This is a genomic window from Kitasatospora sp. NPDC056273, assembly GCF_042268845.1.
GTDB lineage: Bacteria > Actinomycetota > Actinomycetes > Streptomycetales > Streptomycetaceae > Kitasatospora.
This window is the reverse complement of record NZ_JBHJSJ010000003.1, coordinates 268,015-284,556: the sequence shown is the minus strand read 5'-3', so window position 1 is coordinate 284,556 and position 16,542 is coordinate 268,015. Positions and strand designations below refer to the sequence as shown.

At 76.1% G+C, this 16,542-nt stretch carries 14 protein-coding genes; 4 read left to right on the top strand and 10 right to left on the bottom strand.

What is annotated here, in order from left to right; translation table 11 throughout:
* Positions 1 to 55: 55 nt before the first annotated feature.
* The 8 genes from ACFCY1_RS04505 to ACFCY1_RS04470 form a co-directional block, all read right to left on the bottom strand.
* Positions 56 to 934 (bottom strand): type II secretion system F family protein, encoded by an 879-nt coding sequence (locus ACFCY1_RS04505; RefSeq protein ID WP_049658133.1) that lies wholly within the window; start codon positions 932 to 934, stop codon positions 56 to 58.
* Positions 931 to 1,896: a type II secretion system F family protein gene (locus ACFCY1_RS04500; protein WP_375873470.1), complete on the bottom strand. Its 966-nt coding sequence runs from the start codon at positions 1,894 to 1,896 to the stop codon at positions 931 to 933. The genes ACFCY1_RS04505 and ACFCY1_RS04500 overlap by 4 nt, the downstream gene beginning before the upstream one ends.
* Positions 1,896 to 3,536, bottom strand: a complete 1,641-nt coding sequence (locus ACFCY1_RS04495; RefSeq protein ID WP_074004329.1) for a CpaF family protein — start codon at positions 3,534 to 3,536, stop codon at positions 1,896 to 1,898. The genes ACFCY1_RS04500 and ACFCY1_RS04495 overlap by 1 nt, the downstream gene beginning before the upstream one ends.
* The gene (locus ACFCY1_RS04490) at positions 3,526 to 4,950 is read right to left on the bottom strand and encodes a hypothetical protein (protein WP_375873469.1); all 1,425 of its coding nucleotides are present in this window, start codon (positions 4,948 to 4,950) and stop codon (positions 3,526 to 3,528) included. Before ACFCY1_RS04490 ends, ACFCY1_RS04495 begins: the two co-directional genes overlap by 11 nt.
* The gene (locus tag ACFCY1_RS04485) at positions 4,950 to 5,801 is read right to left on the bottom strand and encodes an SAF domain-containing protein (protein WP_117492594.1); all 852 of its coding nucleotides are present in this window, start codon (positions 5,799 to 5,801) and stop codon (positions 4,950 to 4,952) included. Before ACFCY1_RS04485 ends, ACFCY1_RS04490 begins: the two co-directional genes overlap by 1 nt.
* Before the next feature lie 91 nt (positions 5,802 to 5,892).
* Positions 5,893 to 6,840, bottom strand: a complete 948-nt coding sequence (locus ACFCY1_RS04480) for a hypothetical protein (RefSeq protein ID WP_049658834.1) — start codon at positions 6,838 to 6,840, stop codon at positions 5,893 to 5,895.
* Entirely contained in the window at positions 6,834 to 7,457 is a 624-nt protein-coding gene (locus ACFCY1_RS04475) for a hypothetical protein (protein ID WP_147409328.1), read from the bottom strand. Before ACFCY1_RS04475 ends, ACFCY1_RS04480 begins: the two co-directional genes overlap by 7 nt.
* 137 nt (positions 7,458 to 7,594) lie before the next feature.
* Complete coding sequence (locus ACFCY1_RS04470) at positions 7,595 to 8,485, bottom strand: hypothetical protein (RefSeq protein ID WP_049658838.1); 891 nt, start codon at positions 8,483 to 8,485, stop codon at positions 7,595 to 7,597.
* A 117-nt stretch (positions 8,486 to 8,602) separates the two neighbouring features.
* On the opposite strand from ACFCY1_RS04470, the gene ACFCY1_RS04465 reads away from it, so the two are divergent.
* The 3 genes from ACFCY1_RS04465 to ACFCY1_RS04455 all read left to right on the top strand — a co-directional run bounded on the left by ACFCY1_RS04465 (position 8,603) and on the right by ACFCY1_RS04455 (position 11,215).
* A complete protein-coding gene (locus ACFCY1_RS04465) occupies positions 8,603 to 9,127 on the top strand; it encodes a pyridoxamine 5'-phosphate oxidase family protein (RefSeq protein WP_375873468.1) in 525 nt (174 codons plus the stop codon).
* A gap of 75 nt (positions 9,128 to 9,202) precedes the next feature.
* A complete protein-coding gene (locus ACFCY1_RS04460; RefSeq protein ID WP_375873467.1) occupies positions 9,203 to 9,655 on the top strand; it encodes a MaoC family dehydratase in 453 nt (150 codons plus the stop codon).
* Positions 9,656 to 10,006: 351 nt separating this feature from the next.
* Complete coding sequence (locus ACFCY1_RS04455) at positions 10,007 to 11,215, top strand: MBL fold metallo-hydrolase (protein ID WP_375873500.1); 1,209 nt, start codon at positions 10,007 to 10,009, stop codon at positions 11,213 to 11,215.
* A 28-nt stretch (positions 11,216 to 11,243) separates the two neighbouring features.
* Here the strand turns inward: ACFCY1_RS04455 and ACFCY1_RS04450 are convergent, their stop codons facing one another.
* Together ACFCY1_RS04450 and ACFCY1_RS04445 are read right to left on the bottom strand one after the other, a co-directional pair.
* Positions 11,244 to 13,964 carry a DUF6493 family protein gene (locus ACFCY1_RS04450; RefSeq protein ID WP_375873466.1) on the bottom strand — a complete coding sequence of 907 codons (2,721 nt, stop codon included), beginning with the start codon at positions 13,962 to 13,964 and terminating at the stop codon, positions 11,244 to 11,246.
* Entirely contained in the window at positions 13,961 to 15,346 is a 1,386-nt protein-coding gene (locus tag ACFCY1_RS04445; protein WP_375873465.1) for an SWIM zinc finger family protein, read from the bottom strand. Before ACFCY1_RS04445 ends, ACFCY1_RS04450 begins: the two co-directional genes overlap by 4 nt.
* 207 nt (positions 15,347 to 15,553) lie before the next feature.
* Between ACFCY1_RS04445 and ACFCY1_RS04440 the strand changes: the two genes are divergently transcribed.
* Positions 15,554 to 16,462 carry an acyl-CoA thioesterase gene (locus ACFCY1_RS04440; protein ID WP_375873464.1) on the top strand — a complete coding sequence of 303 codons (909 nt, stop codon included), beginning with the start codon at positions 15,554 to 15,556 and terminating at the stop codon, positions 16,460 to 16,462.
* Positions 16,463 to 16,542 lie beyond the last annotated feature (80 nt).

Here is a 16,542-nt window from a genome sequence, read left to right as displayed (position 1 = left end):
TCTCTCCGGAGGGACGTGGCGGTGTGGTGTGGTGTCGGCTGCTCTGGGACGGCTGTCAGTTGAGCATCTGGTGCAGCGCGGGGAAGACGATCAGGACGGTCATCAGCAGGGTCAGGGCGGCCCCGGGCGCGACCATCCGCTCGCTGTCGGCGTTCGCGCGGGCGAGGTCCTCGGCGAGCAGTTCCCCGCGCAGGCCCTTGGCCCGGGCCCGCAGGGTGTCGTACACGGCGGCGCCGTCGTTGCCGGACAGCCGCATGATGTCGGCCACGTCCTGGAGCGGGCTGAGCCCCAACTCCTCGGCCAGCGCGTCGAGTCCGGCCCACGGCGGGAGCCGGTCGGTGGCCGCGCGCTCCAGCGCGTCGCGGATCCGCCGGAACACCGCGCCCCGCCCGACCGCGGCGGCCCGGCGCAGCGCCTCGGCGGGGCCGCAGTCGGCGGCCCGCTCCATCGCGACGAGCTCCAGGTAGGCGGCGATGCCGTGCAGGTACTCGGTGCGCGCCTCCTTGGCCTCGCCGCGCACGACGGCGTCCGGGACGAACCAGAGCAGTCCGGCCAGCAGCGGCCCGGCGACCAGCGGCAGGGCGAACGGCAGGCCGACGCCCATCAGCACGGCCATCGCGCCCAGGTAGGCGGGCAGCAGCAGGCCGAGCGCGGAGAACAGCAGCTTGTGCACCATGAACCGGGCCGGGGTGCGGCCGATCAGGGCGAGCTCGCGGCGCGGGACGGAGACCCCGCGCAGGTGGACGGACCGCTCGCCGATCCGGTCGTACCAGCGGGGCCGCTCGTCCGGGTCCTGCTCGCGGTCGGCGGGGGTGGCGTGCAGCCGGTCCAGCGCCTGGCGCAGGTCCGGTGGCGCCGGCCGCAGTTCGGCGACCAGCAGGGCGAGGCCGCCGGCCGCGGCGGCGCCGGCCAGCACGGACCAGGGGGAGATCATCGGACCTCCCCGAGCTGCTCGGCCGGCTCCGGCCCGGTCGGCGCGGCGCTGGTCCGCCGTCCGCTCCTGCTGCGCCGGTCGGGCGTCAGCAGCCGGGGCACCGGCGGGTGGGAGGCCAGCGCCCGCATCCAGGCGATGATCGCCACGAACAGGGCGGCGACCACGGCGAGCACCACCTGGCCGAGGAAGGTCCCGTACGGCCGGGTGTACTCGGTGTTGAAGGAGCCGACGGTGACGACCAGCACGATGATGCCGACCAGCCAGCGGATGGTGGTCCGGTGCTTGGCCCGGTCGGCCTCGATGGCGCGGCGCTGGCGGACCTCCTCGCGCACCGAGTCGGCCATGTCGGAGAGCGTGCGGGCCAGGCCGGGGCCGCTGTCCCCGGCCCGCAGCACGAGCGCGGCGAGCACCTTGTCGGCGGTGGCGTCGGCGAGGCTGTCGGCGAAGGCGCGCAGCGCCTCCTCGGGCCGCCAGCGGGCCTGCAGCCGGGCGGCCAGCTCGCCGATCTCGTCCTCCAGGGCGGCCGGGGCGGTGCGCCGGCTGGTGACGATGGCCTGGTTGAGGCCGACCCCGAGCAGCAGCACGTCGGCGATCCGCTGGGTCCACTCGGAGAGCGCCTCCAGCCGCTCGATCCGGTGAGTGTCCGGGCGGGTGGTGTCGAACAGCCAGGGCAGGCCGAAGACGGCCAGCGGCACCAGCAGCGCGGTCAGCGGGATGCCGGTGAACAGCCAGGCCAGCGGCGCGCCGGCGAGCGCCAGCGGCAGCTGGACGCGGCGCAGCCGCACCATCCGGTGCCCGGCCGTCCCGGGCGCGCCGTACCAGAACACGTGGAGCCGGCCGGCCAGCGGGTTGACCGCCCGCTCGGCCTCGTCCTCCTCGACGGGCTCGCTGCCGCGGGCCCAGAGCGCCAGGGCGACCATGCCGCCCGCGACCGCCAGCCCGCACAGGGCGAAGAGCAGCATCACCGGGTGCCACCGCCGATCCGCAGCTGCAGCGGGGTGGCCCAACTCCCGTACCGGGAGCCGAGCAGCGAGGCGTCGAAGCCGGCCCGGCGCAGGTCGTCCAGGCACTGCGGCGGGGTGTGCGGGACGGCCCGCGGCTCGCCGAGGTCCGGCCGGGGGCCGAAGACGGTGTTCAGCGCGGGCCGGCCGCTCTCCCCGAGGCCGGTGACCTCCAGGACGTGGGAGACGAAGCGGTGCCGGCGGCCGCCGACGGCGGTCTCGTCGACCATGGTGACGTGCACGATGAGGTCCAGGGCGTTGGCGGTGAGCCGGTAGGCGAGTGAGTCGGTCATGTGCGAGCCGTACTCCAGGCAGAGTTCGGCGATGCGGTCGACGACCATGTGCGGGCCGCGGGCGTGCAGGGTGCACATCGAGCCGCCCTCGCCGTTGGTCATCACCCGCAGCATCGGGACGACCTCGCCGGAGCGGACCTCCCCGACGATGATCCGGGAGAGCGTCATCCGCAGCGCGGCCGGGATGAGGTCGCCGAGGGTCAACTCCCCGGCCAGGCGCCCCTCGACGCGCTCGCCGTTGCCCTCGCGGGCCTCCATCGGGACGACCTGGCGCAGGTGGCCGAGGGTGTGCAGCCAGAGTTCGAACTCCGACTCCAGGGTGCCGATCCGCTCGTCCGGCGGGATCTCGGCGGCCATCGCGCGCAGCAGGCTGGTCTTGCCGACGCCCTGGGTGCCGGTGATCATCACGTTCTTCCGGGCCCGGATCGCGGCAGCCAGGAAGGCGGCCAAGGTGGCGTCCAGGGTGCCGAGTTCGACCATCTCGGGGAGCGTCGCGGAGGCCACCCGGTGGCGCCGGATCGCCACGTACGGGCGGGGCGTCACCTCGGTGAGCGCCTGGAGGCGCATGCCGCCCTCCAGCCGCAGCGCGAGGGTCGGGCTGGCGGTGGACAGGCTGCGCTCGCCGCCGCCGTGCTGGCGGGCCAGGTCCTGGAGCAGTTCGACGAGTTCGGCGTCGCTGTCGGCCACCGGCGGTACCTGGCGCAGGGGTTGGTGCACCTTGGAGACCCAGACGTCGTCACAGCCGTTGATCAGGATGTTCTCGATCTCCGGGTCGTCCAGGTAGGGCTGGAGCCGGCCGGCCCGGAACAGCAGGTCGAAGACGGCCTCGGCGAGGGCGCGGTCCTGATCCCGGGTGGGCGGGATGCCGTGGGTCTGGGCGTACGCGTCGGACCACCGGGCGACGGCCTCCTCGATCAGCGCCCGGCCGCGCTGGCGGCGGGTGGCGCGGTCCGGCTCGGAGCCGGAGGAGAGCGTCAACCGGGTGATCTGCTGGTGCAGTTCGGCCGCGACCTGGCGCTTGAGCTCGCGGGCGACCTGCGGGTCCACGACGGGCCGGGTGGCGGAGCCGCGCAGGTCCAGCGAGGGCAGCTGGGAGGGCACGGCGGTGGGCCCGGCGGCCGCACCCGGCGGGACGGGCTGCGGCGCGACGGGCTGCGCCGGGCCGGGCTGGGGCGCGACCGGGCCGGGCTGGTACCCGTGCGCCGGGGCGACCGGACCGGTCACCGGCGCGGGCCCGGTCACCGGCCCCGCCCAGGGCAGCGCGGCCGGATCGGCGCTGGGACGCTGGTGCAGGGGGCTACCGCGCACGGAGCACCTCGCCGGGGTCGTGCGGGTACGGCCCGTTCACGTTGTCCTGACTGTCTGTCACAAACGGCTGCTGGAGCGGGTACTGGTCGTCCGGATCGCCGTACGGGGCGGACTGGACGTGCGCCGGGAACGGCGCCGGCGCGGCCGGCTGCGGCGCCAGCCCGGCCAGCGGCGCCACCGGTCCGGTGGTGATCACCGGCGGGACGGGCTGCGGCGGGGCGTACGAGGGCTGCTCGCCCTCGGCCGTCCCGTAGCCGGAGCGGCCGGGCCCGGAGCGGCCGTGGGCCGCCGCACCGTACGGGCCCGGCGGGTACGGGCCCTGCCCATGCGGGGTCTGCGGGTACGGGCCCTGGGCCTGCGGGCCCGGCGCGTACGGGGTCTGGCCGTGACCGCCCTGCCCGTACCCCGGCCGGCCGCCCGGACCGTACGCCGACTGCCCGTACGGGCCCGGCGCGGGCGCGGGCATCGACGGCTGCGGCGCCATCGGCACGGGCGGGGTCGGTATCGGCGGGGCCGGGGCCTGGGCCGCCGGCATCGGAGCGGCCGGGACCGGCGGCGTCGGCACCGCCGCCGCGACCGGGCCCGCCACCGGGCCGCCCGCCGTCAGCTGAGCGGGCGCCGCGCCCGGCGCGAGCCGCTGGCGCCGGCGGCGGACCAGCAGCTGCACCTCGTCCGCCGCCGAGCGCGCCGTACGCATCAGCTCCGAGCGGATGAACCGCCGGTCGGTGGTGTCCCCGCCGTCGGAGAGCACCTTCGCCGTCCGGGGGGCGTGCGGCAGCACCCCGAGCACCGGCAGCCCGAGCTCCCGGGTCACCTCCGCCCGGGCGTACGGCCCCTCGGCGACCAGCAGCAGCCCGAGCGCGTCCGCGCCGGTGCCGGCGGCGGCCAGGTCCTCGGTCAGGGCGGCGAGCCGGGGCCGGACCGCGCTCAGCCCGCGCAGCGTGGTGCGCACGGTCGCCACCACCGCGTCGGCGCGGCGGGCCAGCACCGCGCTGTGGCCGGTGGCGCCGGAGCGGCCGAGGTCCACGATCACGTCGTAGCCCTGCTGTTCCACGCCGTGCAGCAGTTCGGCGAGCGGCTCCCAGGTGTAGGCGAGGCCGGGCGCCTGGGTGGGGTCGGTCAGCCCGGGCAGCAGCAGCCGTTCGGCGTTGCCCTCGGGCGAGAGGTCGATCAGCTGCTCCCAGATGGTCTGCGCGAGCAGCCCGCGCCGGTCGGCGACGGCCAGGTTGCGCAGCCCGTACACCGCCTCGACCCGGCCCTCCAGGGCGCCGGCGAGCACCGCGCCGCCGTCCGGGTCGGCCTCGACCAGCAGGATCCGCCGACCGGGCGGCAGCGGCCAGGACAGCAGCAGTGCCAGGGCGGTGGTGGTGGCTCCCGGTGCGCCCGGGCCGCCGACCACCGCGATCACGGCCATCAGGCGCCGCCCGTCGCGGCCGGTCCCCCGGACGTGGCGGCACCCGGCGTGGTCGCCCCGGGGGTAGGAGCGGCGGGGGCGGGGGCGGCCGAGGGCGCACCGCTCGGCGCCGGGTTCGGCGCGGCGCCGCCCGCCGCCCCGCCGCGCGGCGCGAGCAGCACCTGGATCCGCCCGCTCGCCACCCACTGCGCCAGCCGGGGCCCGTCCGCGGTGCCGACCGCCACGTCGATCACCTGGCTGCCGTCGGTGTCCACCCGGCCGACGGTGATCACCGTGGCGGGCAGCGAGTCGGCCCGGCCGTTGTCGGGGGTGAAGACGACGACCAGCTGCACGCCGGGCTGGAGCCGGCTGGCGGGCAGCTGGCTGCGCTTGGCCGACACCCCGACCACGATCTGCCCGGGCTGCACCGACAGTCCCTGCGCGAGGTCGGCCCCGGTGAGCATCGCGCCGCGCTTGAGGTCGGTGGCGGCCCGCATGCCGACCGCCTTCGTCCGGTCCTGGGCCGCCAGCGGGTGCAGCGCCGGGTCCCCCGCGATCCGGGCGACCACCAGGTCGTCCTCGGTGATCACCTGCCCCCACGGCACGTCCCGGGCCAGCGCCAGCACCGCGACCCGCTGGCCGGTGCTGTTGTAGAGGACGGCCCCGCCCAGCCCGCCGGCCGCGATCAGCGCGACCGCCATCGCCAGCACCGCCGGGCGCCGCCGCCGCGCCCGCATGGTCCGCCCGGGCGCGTGCGGCAGCCCCCGGCCCTTGCCCGGGCCGCCCTGCTCCGGCTGCTCCGGGAGTGCCACGGACGCCGCCGCGCCCGCGGAGGTGCCGGATCCCGGCGTCGCGAACGTACGGTTCTCCACCGGGTTCCGCCCTTCCCTCGTTCGTCTCTGGCTCGTCTGGCTGGTCTGGCTGGTCTGGCTGGTCAGTGCGCGGATCGCCGGGCCGGCGCGCTCAGTTGAGCACCTGCATCTCGGCGACCTTGAGCTCGAAGGGCTTGCTGCTCTGGTTGATGCCCGGGATGGTGAACTTCCGCGGGTTCGGCCCGCCGGTGACCACCACGGCGGCCTCCCAGTGCATCGTCACCGTGGCGCTGAAGACGCCGTTCTTCTCACGGGCCGAGCTGGTCCTGAACTCGTAGCCGCAGTCCGGGGACTTCGCGTCGCCGTACGCGGGGACGTACGGCGTGCCGGGCGTGGTGCAGGAGGTCTGGAGGTGGTCGCCGAAGCTCCAGTCCGCCTTCACCAGCCGGGGCGTGACGGTGACCGAGATGCCCGCGACCGACGCGTTGCCCGGTGCGGGCAGCGCGGCGTCGTCCGCCCAGAGCCAGACCGGGGCGTTGACCACCGCCGTTTTCTGGGGCGCGGCCCGGCCCACCGGGGGCCGGAAGCGGACCCGGTCGTAGGCGGTCTGGATGGCCGTGGCCTCCGCGTTGACGTTCTGCCCGTCCGGCGAGGTGGGCTCGAAGACGACCTCGGCGCCGCCCAGGCCCCCGTCGGTCTGCGGGCAGACCTTCGTGTAGAGCGAGCCGTCCTTCGGGTCGTGGCCGCCCCAGGCCGGGTCGCCCGCGGCCGGCGGGTTGTCCAGCGGGCGGAAGTAGCAGCCCTTGTCGCTGCTGAACCAGCCCAGCTGGGGGTCGTGGCAGGCCCAGGGAACGTCGTGGTAGCTGCACAGCTGCGGGCCGGTGCCCGAACCGCCGCCACCGCCGGGCTTCGATCCGCCGGGCGTCGTGGTCGTCCCCCCGGAATTGACGTCCACACAGATCACGTTCGGGTAGCACTGCTCGGCCCCGCCGCTCGGCGGTTCGTCCGCGGTCGCACCCACCGCCGAGGACAGCAGCAACCCGGCCGACATCGACGCGACGACCGAGATTCGCCGGGCCGGTTTCCGCGCGTTCAGCATGTCCGATCCACCTCCCGTTTGAAGTCGTAGATCAACCAATGTGCTTGGAACCAGCGCAGCGAAGCGGTTCCGACGTACCGGTTCAGGCGTGCTCCGGGATCCTTGGCGGCCCCGGTGACGGCATCGACGCGGTGCCAGCCGGACAGGTCGACGCAGTCCTCGATCACGGCGGTCTGCGGATCGGCTTTCAGGTCGACGGTCTTGACCACCGCGGAATTGCGCGGCGTTCCGGTCATCACCACTTTGGCGTCGCGCAGTTGCCGGAGGCTGACCAGGCTGTCGGACAGCGCCCGACCGGAGGAGTACTGCTCCAGTCCGTAACCGTCCGAATCCGACCGTCCGAACACCTCGGCCTGGGCCTGCCACCAGTCCTGATACGCCTTCAGGGCCAGCCGCGCCATGGCCCCTTCCGGACCGCTGGTCGGCGCGATCGAATCGTTTGCCGAACCACTCGAAGGAGTTAGCGGGTTCACTCCCGCGACGGTGGGCGCGGCCGACCCGATGCGATCGACGGAACCGCCCGCACCACCGCCCGCACAAGCACCGAGCAGCAACACCAGAACCGCCCCACCGACCCCAACCGCCCCAGGGCGCAACACATTTCCGCGCTGCCGCATGGCCCCACCTCATTGCGACCGACCTGATCCGTGATCCACGGCCGCCAGGAGAATTCCGCCGTCCCACCGGTGTTTCCGCTGGGGATCGATTCTTCGCCAACCCACCCCATCACGGCAACACCTCAGGCCCCCTGACCTTACGCGGAAGGCGGTTCCGTCGGGGCACTTTCCCGCCACAGAACGGCCAACAGTTCTTCGGAAAGCGACAATCCGGCCAATGCGCCCCGAACCGCGGCCCGATTGCGCATCAGGAGCCGCCCGGCGTGCGGCGGAACGAGCAGGCGCGCGCCAGGCGCACCCGAACTACCGGCCGGTTCCCCGCCGTCCGTCAGCGCGGCCACGGCCGGCTGGAGATCGAGCGGGGAGACGGCCGCGGGGGCACCCGGGACGCCCTCGCGCAGGACGGTGGTCAGGGCCCGGCTGAACGAACCCTCCCCGCCCGGCAGGACGGCGTCCCGGCCGCGTCTGCCCGGGGCGTAGCGGCTGCCCGGGCTGTAGCGGCCGATCCGGCCCCACAGCGGGACCCTCGAGTAGCTCAGCAGTTCGCCCGCGCCGTCCTCGCCCCGCTCCAGCGCCGCCCAGGCGTCCCGGTCGACCGCCGCGTCGACCAGCAGCAGCGCCTCCTCCTGGTCCCCGTGCACCATCGCGCTGACCACCCAGTCCCAGGCCAGGCCCCGGCGGTAGGCGTTGTCGGCGGTGCTGCCGGCGGTGACCAGGGCGAGCCGGCGGCCGCGCGGATCGGCCACCAGCTGGCCGACCAGGCAGACCAGCAGCCAGCGGCCGGGGTGCAGGGCGGCGTCCCGGACGGCGGTGAGCATGGCGTTGGCGTCCGCGTCCGGCGGCACCGTGGTGACCCGGCAGCCGGCCGCGCCGGTGTCGAAGCACATTCCGGGCAGCACCTCGGCGAGCAGCCGGGCACCGTCCGGCGCGAGCGCCGCACCCCCGAAGGCCCGGTCGGGCCCGCCGTCCGCCCCGATCACCACCAGATCGACCCCGCCCGCCATCCGGCCGTCCCCCTCCTGCACCATTTCTCCACCCGCCGGGCAGGCTACCGCCCCGGACGGCCGCCGACGGGGCTCCCGGCCCGTCCGCTCAGGGACCATGGGCCCTATCGATGCGGGCACCGACCGAGGACGATCGGACGCATGGAGCGTGAGGACCGTGTGGAGACCCTGAGCGAGGCCGAGTGCCTGCGGCTGCTCAGCACCGTGCCCGTCGGGCGCGTGGTGTACACCGAGCACGCGCTGCCGGCCGTCCTGCCGGTCTCCTTCGAGGTCCTGGACGGGCGGCTGGTGCTCGCCGTACGCCGGGGAAGTGCCACCGCGCGCGGGCTGGACGGCACGGTGGTGGCCTTCCAGGCGGATCTGCTGGACCCGGTCACCCGCACCGGGTGGAGCGTACTGGTGCACGGGCGGGCCGACGTGGTGAGCGACCCCGAGCAGGTCAGGCGGGTGCTGCGCTCCGGCCTGCGGCCGTGGGTGGGCGATCCGGAGCCGCTGTTCGTGGCGCTGGTGCCGGAGCTGGTGAGCGGCCGCCGGCTGTTCCCGGCCGGACCGGGCGTCCCGGGCGCCCCGGGGCTCCAGACGCGACGGCCGACGGGCGCGGGGCCGACGAGCGCGGGGCCCGTGAGGACCGCCCCCGTGAACACCGGTTTCCCGCTCGGCTCCTGACAGATACCGATGGGTAGGCATACGCTTCCGGCGTCCTGATCCCTCCCCGGGTCCGTCCCCCACCAGGAGCGCACCGTGACGACCTTCGCCTCCCTCGCCGAGCTGACCGCCGCCGTCGGCACCGAGCTGGGCACCAGCCAGTGGCACACCATCGAGCAGCGGCAGATCGACCTGTTCGCCGAGGCGACCGGTGACCACCAGTGGATCCACGTGGACCCGGAGCGGGCCAAGGAGAGCCAGTTCGGCTCGACCATCGCGCACGGCTACCTGACCCAGTCGATGATCCCGGTGCTCGCGAAGGAGTGCTACGCCGTCGAAGGCGTGCGGATGGCGCTGAACTACGGCTCCGACAAGGTGCGCTTCCCGGCGCCGGTGCCGGTGGGCACGGCGGTCCGGGCCACCGCCGAGCTGCTCTCGGCGACCGAGGTGCCGGGCGGGGTCCAGGCGGTGGTGCGGTTCACCGTGGCCAGTGAGCGGAGCGCCAAGCCGCACTGCGTCGCGGAGACGATCACCCGCTTCTACGTCTGACGGAGGGCGGACCGACGGGCGGTCGGGCCCGCGCTCCACTCGGCGCGGGCCCGCGCCGGGCCGAACCCGGGCACCGGCCCGGGCCGCCCTCCCCGGGTACGCCGATTGGACCGCGCGGGGCTCTCCACCAGGTCCGGACGGCCCACGGCGAGTAATCTCCGACGAGATGGTTGTCGTATCGCAGCAGCCCCACCCGCCGCTGTGCTGCGCGCCCCGGCACGCCCGGTAGCCGTGACCGTCCCTGGAGGAGCCGTGCCCCGCCCCGCCCCGTGGTTCTCCCGCCTCGCCGGTCTGACGTCGCAGCTCGCCCCGCCGTCCGCCGGCCCCGCGGCCGAGCGCGCCGTCCCCGGGCTGGCCGGACTGCCCCGGTCCGCCTGGCACCGGATCCGGACCGACGCCTTCGGCGCCGAGCCCCGGGGCGAACGGCTGACCCGCATCCGCCGCTCCCCGCACTTCGCCGACGGCGCCTTCCGCAACCCGGTGCCGACCCGCCGCCTGGTGTACGAGCGCAGCCCGCTGGAGATCCCCCGGGCCCAGCTGACCGGGGACAAGACCCGCCGGACGCCGACCGCCGCCGTCCCGGTGCACCGGCTGCTCCCCGTCGACCTGGCCGCGCCGCCCCGGTCCGGGCTGCGGCTGACCTGGCTGGGGCACGCCACGGTCCTGGCCGAGATCGACGGACGGCGGGTGCTGCTCGACCCGGTCTGGGGAGAGCGCTGCTCCCCCTTCTCCTGGACCGGCCCCAAGCGGCTGCACCCGGTGCCGCTGCCGCTGTCCGAACTCGGGCCGGTGGACGTGGTCGTGATCTCCCACGACCACTACGACCACCTCGACATGGGCACCGTCCGGGCGCTGATCGGGACGGGCGCGGCGTTCGCCGTCCCGCTCGGGGTCGGGGCGCACCTGGAGCACTGGGGCGTACCGGCCGAGCGGATCGTCGAACTGGACTGGTGGGAGTCGGCCGAGGTCGCCGGGCTGACCCTGACCGCCACGCCGGCCCGCCACTACTGCAGCCGGGGGCCGCGCACCAGCACACTGTTCCTGTGGGCGTCCTGGGTGGTGGCCGGCGGCGGGCGGCGGATCTTCCACAGCGGGGACACCGGCTACTTCCCCGGCTTCGCCGAGATCGGCCGTCGGCTCGGCCCGTTCGACGCGACGATGATGCAGGTCGGCGCGTACAGCGACTTCTGGCCCGAGGTGCACATGACCCCCGAGGAGGGCGTGCGGGCACACCTGGACCTGGGCGGCGAGCTGCTGCTGCCGATCCACTGGTGCACCTTCAACCTCGCGCCGCACCCCTGGGAGGAGCCCGCCGAGCGGGTGGTCACCGCCGCCCAGACGCTCGGCGCCCGACTCGCGGTGCCCCGCCCCGGCAAGCCCTTCGAACCGGCCGCCCCGCCCGCTCTGCGGCTGTGGTGGCGCGCCGTCGCCGCCGGCCCGCACGGCGTCCCGCAGCTGGTCGGCGAGCGGCCGGAGGAGGCGGTGGCCGACCCGGGGGCGGCCGGGGCGCGCGAACAGACGACGGCTTTCAGCGAACAGATTTCAAAATCTGTTCGCTGAAAGCCGCCACCCGGCCCGCGCCGCCCCCTCAGCCCGCGAGGACGTCCCGCAGTGCCCGGGTCTCCTTGACCACCCGGCCCGAGCCTCCGCGTTCGGCCGCCGCCGTCACCTCGGCGACCGGCCCGCGGGCCCCGGTGCGCCGGGCGCAGTCGGCGGCCAGCGCGATCAGGTCGCCCAGCCCGCGCGCCGACTGGTCGGCCTCGCCCAGCAGGACCGGCAGGGCCGCCCCGAGCACCGACCAGACCGTCGCCCGGGCGCCGGTCTCCGCCGCCGTGGTGAGCGCCGCCCCCAGCCGGCCGGCCATCACCGTGCCGCAGGCCACCAGGGCGCCGAGCTCGCGGCCGAGCAGCGCGCCGTCCAGGTCGCCGCGCGCGGCGAGCACCAGCAGGGCGTCCACCGCCGCCGTCCGGTCCTCGGCGTGCCGGGAGCCCAGGCCGTACGCCAGCGCGAGGTGCAGCGCGAGCCCGGCCGGGCCGCCGGCCTCGGCGAGCAGCGGGAGGTAGCGGGCGGCGCCGCGCTCGTCCTGGTCGGCGCCCCCGGCGAAGGGGTCGAGCCAGCGCGCGGCCAGCTCCTCCCGGTGCCAGGGGAGCATCGCGAACCAGTGCGCGACGGGCCGCCACGTCCAGCCGTACACCGTACGGGCCCGGGCGACGCTGGGCTCGGTGCCGTCCAGCAGGGCCCGCGGCTCGGCCGGGAGCCGCTCGCCGCCCGGCCCCTTCGGTCCGGCGCCGATGCCCGGCTGGGCGACGGCGATCCGCTCGACCTCCTCCCACCAGCGGTCCCCGTGCACGTTGGTGTGCCGCACCCCCTTGCCGGGCGCGAACACCACCCGCTCGGAGGGCTGCCCGGGCAGGCCGCCGGTGCGCAGCCAGTGCGCCAGCCACCGCCCGGCCGGGGAGGTGAGCGCCTCGGCGGCCTTCAGCACCGCCTCCTGGGCCCGCACGTCGACCCGCAGCAGGGCCTGGGACAGGTCGGCCTTCCCCGGTTTGACGCCCGCCGCCTCGTACCCGGCGAGCCGCTCGACCAGTTCGGCCGCGTCCAGTGCGCCGGTGGCGTCGGTCGGGGTGGCGAGCAGGTACGGCAGCCCGGCGTGGTGGACCTGCCAGGCGGCCTCCTCCAGGCGGGCGGCGAGGACGGCCCCGGGCACGGTGGTGTGTGCCCCGCGCAGCACGGAGCGGCCCTTGCGGCCGAGGTAGTCCCAGACCTTCCACGGCGGCGTCTCCCCGGCCACCGCGGCCACCACGTAGAGGATCTCCCGGGGCGTGCAGTCGCCCACGCTGTTGGTGCCGCGCCACGGGTGCACCCGGCGGACCGGCTCCACCGCCTCGGCCAGCGCCTTCCGGTCCAGGCGGGTGAGCCGGACCAGCCCGTCCAGCACCCGCTCGAAGTCCGCCACGGCGGGCTCCTGCGAGGCGAGCAGGGCGGACAGCTCCTCCGCGAGTTCCACCGCCGAGCCGATCGGGGCGCCGAGCGGGCGCGGTTCGGGGGCCGGCGGGAGGAGGGCGTTCCACCCGGTGTCCGGGTCGTCCCCGTCGCCGCCGACCGGCGCGCCGAGCAGGTCGCCCGCGCGCTGGTGGTGGGCCGGGTTCAGCCCCTCGGCGGCGGTCCGCAGCTCCGCCACCACCGCCTCCCCCGCCGCCTTGAGGTGCCGGGCCACCACGTTCAGCGCCCGTTCCTGGAGGGCCGCGTCGGGGTGCCCGAAGGCCTCGGCCGCGGCCAGCACCACCGGGCCGGAGCGCCCGGGCGCGCGCCGGGCGGCCTTGTCCAGCCAGGCCAGCTGGGCGCGGACCAGCTTCTTCTCGGTCCGGAACAGCACCACCGCCGAGGCCTCGGCGAGCACCTCGGGCTCGATCAGGCCGGCCTCGTCCAGCCCGGCGAGCACCTCCTGGGCGTGCCCGGCGAGCACCGACTGGCCGTCCAGCAGCGCCACCAGGTCGCGCACCCGGGCCGCGTACTCGGCCGGTGTCGGGCCGAGCGCCCGCAGCACCTCCAGGAGGGCCCGCTGGTCGGCCGGCTTGCCGCCGCGCAGCAGCCGGGCCAGGCAGCGGTCGAGCAGCTCGGCCCGGTCGACCAGGCCGGCCGCGGCCAGTTCGCCGATCGCCTCGGTCCAGACGTCGCCGGAGCGCGGGCTGTGCCGGTGCGTCAGCTGCCAGCCGATGTCCGCGAGTTCGAGCAGCTCGGGCAGCAGCACCGGGGTGAAGGCGTCCTGGCGCAGCTTCTCGGCCAGCGTGGGACGCGCGCCGCGGCTGCCGAAGTCGCTCACGCGGTCCGTCCAGCCCCGGACGAAGGTCTCGCCGCGCGGCACCTCGCAGCCGGTGCGCCGGACCACGGCCTCCATCACCGGGTACATCGACCAGCCCTGGTTGCGCACCGGCCGGACGGCGAGCCGGGCGACCACCTCGACCTGCCACTCCACCGGCTGCGCCTCGACGACCTGGTGCAGCACGGAGTTCCGGGCCCAGTCGCGGACGCCGAAGTCGCTGCCGGCCAGCCAGGTGGCGGCGGCGGCCGGGCCGGCGTGGCAGCCGGCCCCGGCCACCAGCAGGCGGCCCCTGGTCTCGGTCGCCTCCCGGGACCACTCCTGGCGCAGCTCCTTGCGCAGCGCCTTGAGCGCGGTCAGGGCGGCCCGCCGCTGGGCCGCGTCCAGCCCGGCCAGCAGCTCCGGTATCCGTGCCAGCCGCCCGGACCGGACGGTCGTCAGCAGGTCGTCGACCGGCCCCTGCCGGTCGGCCCCCTCCACCGTGCTCACGCTCCGGCCCCCTTCGTCCCCGCCGCCCCGGCTGCCGTCTCCCGCACCATGCCGACCGCGAGCGCGTGCTTGCACGGCCCGCGTCCGCCCCGGTACTTGCCCCACCACAGGCAGGTGCAGCTCAGCCGCCCCGACTCGTCCGTCCGCACCCGCTGGATGTGCTCGTCCACCGTGACGACGGCCGTCGCCCCGCCCTCCTCCAGCCGTACGGCGCCCACCTCGACCAGTGCCCGGGCGGCCCGCAGCCGGGGGTTGGCCGCCTCGGCCCGCCCGGCGTCGTACGGGAGCTGCCGGTGGAAGTACGCGGCCTCGGCGGTGTCGTAGCCGATCTGCCCGGCGGTGCCCAGCCGGGTGAGCGCGGCGCGGACCCGCTCGGGGCTCAGCCCGGACTGGGCGGCGAGGTCCCCGACCTCGATCCGGGGCTCCCAGGCGAGCAGCACCGCGATCAGCTCGGCGTCCCGTTCGGCCGTGCCGGTGGCGAGCGCGTCGAGCACCCCGCCCTCGCCGGAGAAGCCCCGGGCGGCGTCGGGCGACAGCGTCAGGGTCAGCCGCATGCCGGGCAGCACCGCCTCCCAGGCGGAGGCGGTCGGCTCCCCGGCCGCGACCGGCCCGTAGACCCGCAGGGCGAGCGCGTGCCGCAGCACCCGCTGGAGCGCCACCAGCCGGTCAGGCCCGGGCAGGCAGACCGCGCCGGGCACCGGCCGGGTGGTCGGCCGCAGCGTCCTCCCGGCCGGGACGACCCAGCCGACGCCGGCCCGCCCGCCGCGCGGCAGCGAGCGCAGGAACCGCACCGCCTCGGCGGCGGGCAGCTCGGCGCGCGGTTCGAAACCGGCGGCGACCACCTGGGTCTCGGCGAAGCCGCGCAGCCAGCGCTCCGGCAGCGGCACCTTCTTCTCGACCAGCGGGCCGTCGAAGGTGGTGACCTCCAGCGCGTCCGGCCCGACCGCGAGGTGCAGCGGGTCGGCCGGACCGATCCTGGTCAGCGCCTCGCGCAGCGGGTTGTTGACGTCCACGTTGGTGGTGCCGTGGCCGATCTCGTCCCCGTCGAGCCCGGCCCCGAGCACATCGAGCCGGGCGTAGACGCCGCAGCAGCCCGAGAAGGACTCGAAGCGCAGCCGGTCCCCGTTGGCGGTGACCACCGGGTCGAGCGAGGCACGCAGCCGCGGCTGGTAGTAGCGCGCGGCGGCGACGTCCGCGACCGCGAGCAGCGCGGCGGCGGCCGGCGCCGGATCGGCCAGGAAGCCCGCGAAGAAGCGCGGGTTGGCGGCGGCGCCGAGCGGGGTGGCGCCGCCGGAGGTGGCCAGGTCGAGGTGCCGGCCGTCGGCGCCGTCCAGGACGGCCGACGGGCGCAGATAGGCGTACGCGTGTGCGGATTGCGTCATGCCGAGCACGCTAGGTGAGGGCACTGACAATCCGTCGGGACGACCGCGGGGCGGCCTCGCGAGGGCGCCGGGAGGGCCTCGACCCGGCCGGACGCGGGGCCGGAACCGGGGATCGGACTGGAACGTGTTCTATGTCATCAGGCGAGCCCGCGGGCGGCGTTACCCAGGTCACACCACCACACGGTTGGCTTCTGCCACTATGGCCTCGTGACCGACCTCACCGAACCGCACGTCCGGGCCGAGCGGCGCGCCGTGCCGGCCGCCCCGTTCGCCGAGCTGCTGGAGATCGAGCGGCTGGACGAGAACACGTTCCGGGGCTGCTGCCACGCCGGCGCCCCGATGCGCGCCTTCGGCGGCCATGTCGCCGCGCAGGCGCTCGTCGCCGCCGGGCGCACCTGCGAGGACGAGCGCCCGGTGCACTCGCTGCACGGCTACTTCCTGCTGCCGGGCACCCCGGGCCACCCGATCGACTACCTGGTCGAGCGGGTCCGCGAGGGCCTCTCGTACACCACCCGCCGGGCGACGGCGCTCCAGCGGGGGAACGAGATCTTCACCCTCTCGGTCTCCTTCAAGCACCCCGAGCCGGCCGCCGACCGCCAGCGCCGGATCCCGCCGCTGCCGCACCCGGAGTCGCTGCCGAACGCCGTCGCCCTCCTGCCCGAGGAGGTCCGCCGGGGCTTCGCCGCGTCCGGCGGCTTCCGCGACCTCGACCTGCGGTTCGTCCCGGCGGACACCCCGGGGCTGCCGCCGGCCGTCCCCGGGCTGCTCCAGCAGTTCGTCTGGATGCGCACCGCCTCCCCGCTGCCGGACGGCGACCCGCTGCTGCACGCCGGCGCGCTCGCCTACCTGTCCGACCTCACCCTGGCCTCCACCGTCGGGCTGGACGTGCAGTCGAACTTCTTCCAGCGCACCGAGCCGCCCCGGCTGCTGATGGCCTCGCTGGACCACGCGATGTGGTTCCACCGCCCCTTCCGGGCCGACGAGTGGCTGCTGTTCGCCCAGCGCAGCCCGTCCTCCTCGGACGGCCGGGGCCTGGCGCTCGGCGAGTTCTACGACCTGGACGGCCGGCTGGTCGCCTCCGCCGTCCAGGAGGCGCTGGTCCGCGACCCGTCGTGACGCCCGAGGGCCCCCTCGTCACACCTCCGGCACCCCGGTGACCGCCGGACGAACGGAAGGGGGCCGGACGGCGTCATACT

What these genes read in the sequence shown, in the direction of transcription:
- ACFCY1_RS04475 (WP_147409328.1), bottom strand. Translation starts at nt 7,457, where the DNA reads ATGCGGCAGCGCGGAAATGTGTTGCGCCCTGGGGCGGTTGGGGTCGGT.
- ACFCY1_RS04490 (WP_375873469.1), bottom strand. Translation starts at nt 4,950, where the DNA reads ATGGCCGTGATCGCGGTGGTCGGCGGCCCGGGCGCACCGGGAGCCACC.
- ACFCY1_RS04465 (WP_375873468.1), top strand. Translation starts at nt 8,603, where the DNA reads ATGGAGCGTGAGGACCGTGTGGAGACCCTGAGCGAGGCCGAGTGCCTG.
- ACFCY1_RS04480 (WP_049658834.1), bottom strand. Translation starts at nt 6,840, where the DNA reads ATGCTGAACGCGCGGAAACCGGCCCGGCGAATCTCGGTCGTCGCGTCG.
- ACFCY1_RS04500 (WP_375873470.1), bottom strand. Translation starts at nt 1,896, where the DNA reads ATGCTGCTCTTCGCCCTGTGCGGGCTGGCGGTCGCGGGCGGCATGGTC.
- ACFCY1_RS04445 (WP_375873465.1), bottom strand. Translation starts at nt 15,346, where the DNA reads ATGACGCAATCCGCACACGCGTACGCCTATCTGCGCCCGTCGGCCGTC.
- ACFCY1_RS04505 (WP_049658133.1), bottom strand. Translation starts at nt 934, where the DNA reads ATGATCTCCCCCTGGTCCGTGCTGGCCGGCGCCGCCGCGGCCGGCGGC.
- ACFCY1_RS04470 (WP_049658838.1), bottom strand. Translation starts at nt 8,485, where the DNA reads ATGGTGCAGGAGGGGGACGGCCGGATGGCGGGCGGGGTCGATCTGGTG.